At 28.4% G+C, this 5,785-nt stretch carries 5 protein-coding genes; all 5 read right to left on the bottom strand.

Features of this window, described 5'->3' with window-relative positions; translation table 11 throughout:
- Positions 1-213: helicase (locus ACIQ2X_RS13190; RefSeq protein WP_396179395.1), on the bottom strand; the 213-nt coding region annotated here is incomplete at its 3' end.
- 66 nt (positions 214-279) lie between these two features.
- Positions 280-651: a hypothetical protein gene (locus tag ACIQ2X_RS13185; protein WP_396179394.1), complete on the bottom strand. Its 372-nt coding sequence runs from the start codon at positions 649-651 to the stop codon at positions 280-282.
- An 83-nt stretch (positions 652-734) separates the two neighbouring features.
- Complete coding sequence (locus tag ACIQ2X_RS13180) at positions 735-3,863, bottom strand: type III restriction-modification system endonuclease (protein WP_396179393.1); 3,129 nt, start codon at positions 3,861-3,863, stop codon at positions 735-737.
- The gene (locus ACIQ2X_RS13175) at positions 3,860-4,564 is read right to left on the bottom strand and encodes a hypothetical protein (RefSeq protein WP_396179392.1); all 705 of its coding nucleotides are present in this window, start codon (positions 4,562-4,564) and stop codon (positions 3,860-3,862) included. The genes ACIQ2X_RS13180 and ACIQ2X_RS13175 overlap by 4 nt, the downstream gene beginning before the upstream one ends.
- A gap of 1 nt (position 4,565) precedes the next feature.
- A complete protein-coding gene (locus ACIQ2X_RS13170) occupies positions 4,566-5,681 on the bottom strand; it encodes a DUF3696 domain-containing protein (protein ID WP_396179391.1) in 1,116 nt (371 codons plus the stop codon).
- Positions 5,682-5,785 lie beyond the last annotated feature (104 nt).

Here is a 5,785-nt window from a genome sequence, read left to right as displayed (position 1 = left end):
AAATTCTCTTGAAATCTTTTGAAACTTATCTTCAATAAAGGTTGGTGATGTAAAAATAAATTCTAATTCGTCAATACCTTTTAATTCTTTTTTAAGTGCTTCAAAAGCATAAATAGAAAATGAGGAAGCTGCAATACTTAATTTGCTTCCCTTTGTAATCTCGGCTTTTAAATCCTCTCCAAGTCTTGAAGTTATGTTATCAATTATTTTCATTAATTATTTTTTATCAATGATAAAGTGCTATAAATAGAATTTGATGTTTATAAAATTTTAAAATAATTAGTAAAAACCATCATGCCAAATAGATTTAAGTTTACTTGTTTCTGTAGCATCAATCAGAAAAAAATCTACCATTCCAATATTGTTTTTCTCAAAAATTTTATGTAAATGTTCTTTTAAATTATACATATTACTTTCTCCATCTTTAAAAGAAAAAAAACCAGCATATAAATTTCTTGTTGGCATTGCATAGTTGCCAAATATTAAAACATTTTCATTAAAGCCCAATTCATAAATTATTTTTTTAACTTTATCATCATCGTGCATACTTACAGCACCAATAAAAAGTAAAATTTGTTTATAATCAAACAAATTTAGTTGGTCTATATCTAAACTATTATAGCCATTTTCAAAATCTTCAAAATTATTCATTCTTAAAATATTATCTTGTTTATTTTTAAAACTTTGTCAAAGATTTGAAACTTTGAAACTTTGATAAAGTGGCTAATTCCAAATTATTTTAACTGTACGATTTCCATCATGTTTTCATATGAAATTACACGCTTAAATTTCACTTCACAATTACTAATTGCAGCAAAATGTTCTTCTGCACAATGGATTTTTAAGTTTTCTATACTTTTTAAATCATTTGTATCATTGGTTCCTTTAGTTTCAGCAATAAAGTATATTTGTCTCACTTTGTCTTTATCAAACACAATTGCCCAATCAGGATTGTAAGTTCCATTTGGTATTGTTATTTTAAAACCACTTGGAAGTTTGGCATAAACGGTTACTTCTTCGCTAGCTTCTAATGCATTTGCAAATTCTTTTTCTACTTTGGAATCGGAAACAAGATAATCGTAAATGTGTTTTTTTAGTATTTCTGTTTGACGTAATGATTCTTTCGAATTGGTAAAAACCGTTTTAGCATCGTATCTATCTTCTGTTTTGTGATATACAATGTTATTGATAATTAAACTTGCTTTTGTTTCATTTATCAACTTACTGCATTTAGCAATGAACTCTTCGGGATTTTTTCTAATCAAATAAAATTGATTTGGATTTATCTTTTTAAGAATAGTAACTACAGTTGTTCTTTTTAAATTAGTTGCATTCACCATTTCGCCTATGATGTCATAAACAGTATTAGTATAAACATCTGTATCTAACTTTTTAGTAGCACGACTTGTAACTTGTATAGCTTCGTTATTGTCAATTTTTTGTTTGGTTGTTTGTTCTAAAACACCTTCTTTAACTTCATAACTTCTGTCTGCAATATGTAAATCTTTATTGATTCTGTTTTTACTGTCTTCAATAAGTTTATCGGTATCGAATTTTACTTCGTAGATAGATTTAATATTAATTCTATTCCAAAGTTCTTGAAACTCTTTTTTATGGAAATTACTATTTACTGCAACCTCAATATTGTTTCTGTCATTCTCTATATTGATGCCATCGCCTGTGTAAACTGATTTTAACAATTTAGTAATATCTTCTCGATATGGCTCTAAATTCTCTGGCAATGGAACTTGGTTGTTCTCAATTTTAATTTTACCATCAGGTGTTATTTTACCACTTATATCAGCAATTCTTTCAAAAAGTAATGTGTTATTTAAAAGGTTTGCTTGAAGTTCATCAAGTCTTAAACTTTCACCTTTATCATTTTTTACTACCTTATTTACAAATAAACTAGCTTCAATTTTTTGTGGTCTATCTTTTAATGTTGATGCAATTTCTGACTGCAAACCTCTTGCAAATTCTTCATAACTTTCAGAAGCTATAACCGTTAATCTATTTATTTCGTGAACTTGCTCACCAACAGTTTCAAAGTCTAAACGGTTTCCGTGTTCATTGACACATAAACGCATACCACGACCAACTTCCTGTCTTCTTCTAATGGTAGCATCAGAATGTTTTAATGCACAAATTTGAAATACATTCGGATTGTCCCAACCTTCCTTTAAAGCTGAGTGAGAGAATATGAAACGTGTTGGTTCATCAAAACTCAACAAACGTTCTTTGTCTTTCATAATTAAATCATATGCCGAAATATCCTCTGAATCTTCTTTGCCACGTTTTACCGTTGGGTCAATCATTTTGTTTTTCTTATCGATAGAGAAATATCCATTGTGAATTTTGTCGGCTGAGTCTCTTTCTACATAGCTAAAATAGTTGCTTGGCATATATCCTTTATGAACATTGCTTGGATCACTTTCTTTCAGATATTCATTGTATTCTTGATGAAATAAATCTAAAAATTCACTTCGTAATTTATTGTATTCCTCTTCAAATATTTTAGCATATTCACCTGGAACTTCTTCTCCTAATTCGTTGTATTGTTTATATTTTTCAACAGAATCAATAAAGAATAACGATAATACTTTTATTCCTTTATCGAATAATTGTTTTTCCTTTTTAAGGTGTGAATAAATTGTTTCTCGGATTTGGATTCTTCTAAAATCTTGTTCATAGAAATCACCAATCACTTCACCTGCAAACAATTCTAAACCATTAATTACAATTTTATTATGATAACCGTCAATTTCTTGAATGACTTGATTTTTATATTGTGGCATATTACCTGAAAGGTCAAATAAATTTGCTCCTTTTGATAATTTTTGTCGAATACGTTTTGTTGCTCCACTTGAATTTCTTACTTCATATTCAACTGCTGCAACTGGTGCTTTATCTTTGCTAACTATAATATTTTCAAGATATAAATAACCGTTAGTTCCTGTTGTTCCTTTAAGGTTGATGCCTTTTACTTGTATTTTTTTAACTAACTTTCTGTTGTAAGCATCTAAAGCATCTAGGCGGAATACTTTATTATACTCAACTTTATGGGTTGCAGAATATCTCAAAGTAAATAATGGCTTAAAATCTTGCATACTTTCCAATGTTCTTTCGCCATCAACGGATTGTGGTTCATCAATAATAAGTATTGGATTCGTTTGAGCTAATATTTCAATTGGTTTTCTGGAACCAAATTGGTCTAATTCCATTTTGATACGTCTTGCATCTTTTCCTGTGGCATTAAATGCTTGCGTATTAATAATCATTACACTTATACGACTATCTGAAGCAAAATTCTCAATATCTTGTGGACGAGAAGAATTGTATATAAATGGTGTTATTTTATGCTGATATATTTCTTGAAAATGGTCTTGGGTTACTTCAAACGATTTGTAAACTCCTTCACGAATGGCAATGCTTGGCACAATAATGATGAATTTACTCCAACCAAACTCTTTGTTTAATTCAAACATACTACGAATGTAGGTATAAGTTTTTCCCGTACCTGTTTCCATTTCGATAGTTAGATTATAACCAAGATTTAATCCTTTTGGTCTTTCTAATTGCGTGCTTTCTGGAATATCGTTTGCAAACTGAACTCTTTTAAGGTTTTCTAAAATTTGATTATCGGTAATTTGGATAGGTGTATTTCTATACCCAATACTTTCCATTACTTCTAATTCTAGAGTATTAGCAACAACACCTTGAGCTAATTGCTTGGCTTTTTTGATAATATCTTTTGATCGTTCCAGAGTGAAGCGATTGGTTTTGATGGGTTGCCCTGCAAAACAATCAACTACAGCTTTTACTGCATCAATTTGAAATTGTTGTTCTTTGAATTGTAATTTCATAATTTTCTACCATTTATAGCATTTGAAATCATAGTACCTTCCATATTTGCTGTACCTAAATGTTCTCTATTTGGATTAAATACTTCGTAATGGTCTCTGTGTAAGTTATCTAAATACCAATAATTATTTGAGCTTATTTCTTGATAAACAGTTTTACCTTGTCTAAATAATGATGTTCTCCTAAATCTAATTTCATTATTTAAAATAGATTCATCATCTCTTAAGAAATCTTCTAAATCATTATTATTTATTAGATTAATAACGTTAATTGTAATAGCTTCTTTGGTAACTTCTAATGAATTATTATTGAAACCACCATTATTAAATGAAAGTAAAACTTGATCTCTTTCAGAGGCTTCGGCTATTGAGGTTCCACTGACATTTTGTTGATTATGTAAATAAATAACTTCTTTAGATTGATATGGATTATCTTCCCAATATGGGTTTTGAAAAAACTTACTAAAAAAAATTTTGTATCTTTTTATTTCGTCAATAGTTCTTGAATAATCAGCAACTAAAATATTATGTAGCGTTAAACCATTAGTAACCTCACGTTCATATAAATTATATGATTTACAAATACTCACATCGTCAGAAAAACCTTTTAAAATTGGTAGCATAACATTTAAACCATTATCTAAAAAGTCTTCAATTGAAGTGTATTGTTGGTTTACTGATAATTCATTAAGTAAAACTTCCATATTATAGCCCAATTAATACATCTAAATCATTATCAAACTGATCAAAAAAACCTTTTTTGAAATTTAAAATCTTTCCTTTATTTGAAATTTTAATTTCTGTACTTTTTGAAGTATTACTATCATCGGTTTCAAAATAGTATATGCTTGTATTGGTATTTTCAATCTTACCAGAAAAGACACCCTTTCTTATGCCATTAAAAATATGGTCACTATGAGTTTCCACAATAACTTGAATCCCACTTTGTGCTGCCAAACAAATTAGTTCAGCTAATTTTGATTGTCCTTTTGGATGTAAATGAGCTTCTGGGTTTTCGATTAGTAATATTGCACCTGGCTCTGCTGATAATAATGCAACAATAATTGAAAGCGAATAAGAAATACCAAAACCAATATTTTTTGATTTTAAATTTTCTATAGGCATAAAACCACTATTACTTTTGTAACCATATTCAATGACTACTTTATCTCCTTTTTTAGTAGGATTCATTGTAATTCGTGGACTAATTTCACGCTCCCAAGCAATTACTTGTTCAAGTAATTTTCTGCTTGAACATTCTGGATGTAAAAGCAAATCTAAATTAATATCAAAATCTCTATTTTCGCCATAAAACTCTAAAAAATGTGCAACAAGTTCACCTTGTCCATAATTTCTAGAAATTTGTTTTTCTTCTTCAACAGAATAACTATCTAAAGGATAAAATTCTACGCTTGCAATTCTATTAGCACTTAAATATTGAAAGTTATTTGTAAAAAAAGGTAATTCAAAAATATTATCACCGATTGGTATTTCTTTTAAATTAGGGATAAAAGTTTCATCATACTTATCTTTTGCATTAAAGTTGAATGAAAAGTTTTCTTTTTTATCAATTTCGATTTCGAACGTAATTATTTCATTAACATTTGCAAATCTATATAAGGCATCAACTCCTTTACCAATATCGCATAAAGGTTCATTCAAATCTAACCCTTTATTTAATCTTCCTTTTTTAAAACTTTGTCTTAACAAAAGAAATGATTGTATAATACTTGATTTACCTGTACTATTTAATCCAGTTAGTAAAGTTAAATTAGCTAAATTTAATATAGTTTTTTCGTGCGATTTAAAGTTCGCTATCATCAATTTTGTTATCATCACCAATTTTTATATATTTTCCTAAAATACTTTTCTCTAACACTATTTTAAACCAAGAAAAACGAATATTTACACTATCTTTTGTTCCA

The sequence above is a fragment of the Flavobacterium sp. genome (genome assembly GCF_044368625.1).
Taxonomy (GTDB): domain Bacteria; phylum Bacteroidota; class Bacteroidia; order Flavobacteriales; family Flavobacteriaceae; genus Flavobacterium.
This window is presented reverse-complemented; position numbering and strand designations above follow the sequence as displayed.

Coding starts and splice junctions, on each gene's coding strand:
- ACIQ2X_RS13170 (WP_396179391.1), bottom strand. CDS start 5,681: ATGATAGCGAACTTTAAATCGCACGAAAAAACTATATTAAATTTAGCT.
- ACIQ2X_RS13180 (WP_396179393.1), bottom strand. CDS start 3,863: ATGAAATTACAATTCAAAGAACAACAATTTCAAATTGATGCAGTAAAA.
- ACIQ2X_RS13185 (WP_396179394.1), bottom strand. CDS start 651: ATGAATAATTTTGAAGATTTTGAAAATGGCTATAATAGTTTAGATATA.
- ACIQ2X_RS13175 (WP_396179392.1), bottom strand. CDS start 4,564: ATGGAAGTTTTACTTAATGAATTATCAGTAAACCAACAATACACTTCA.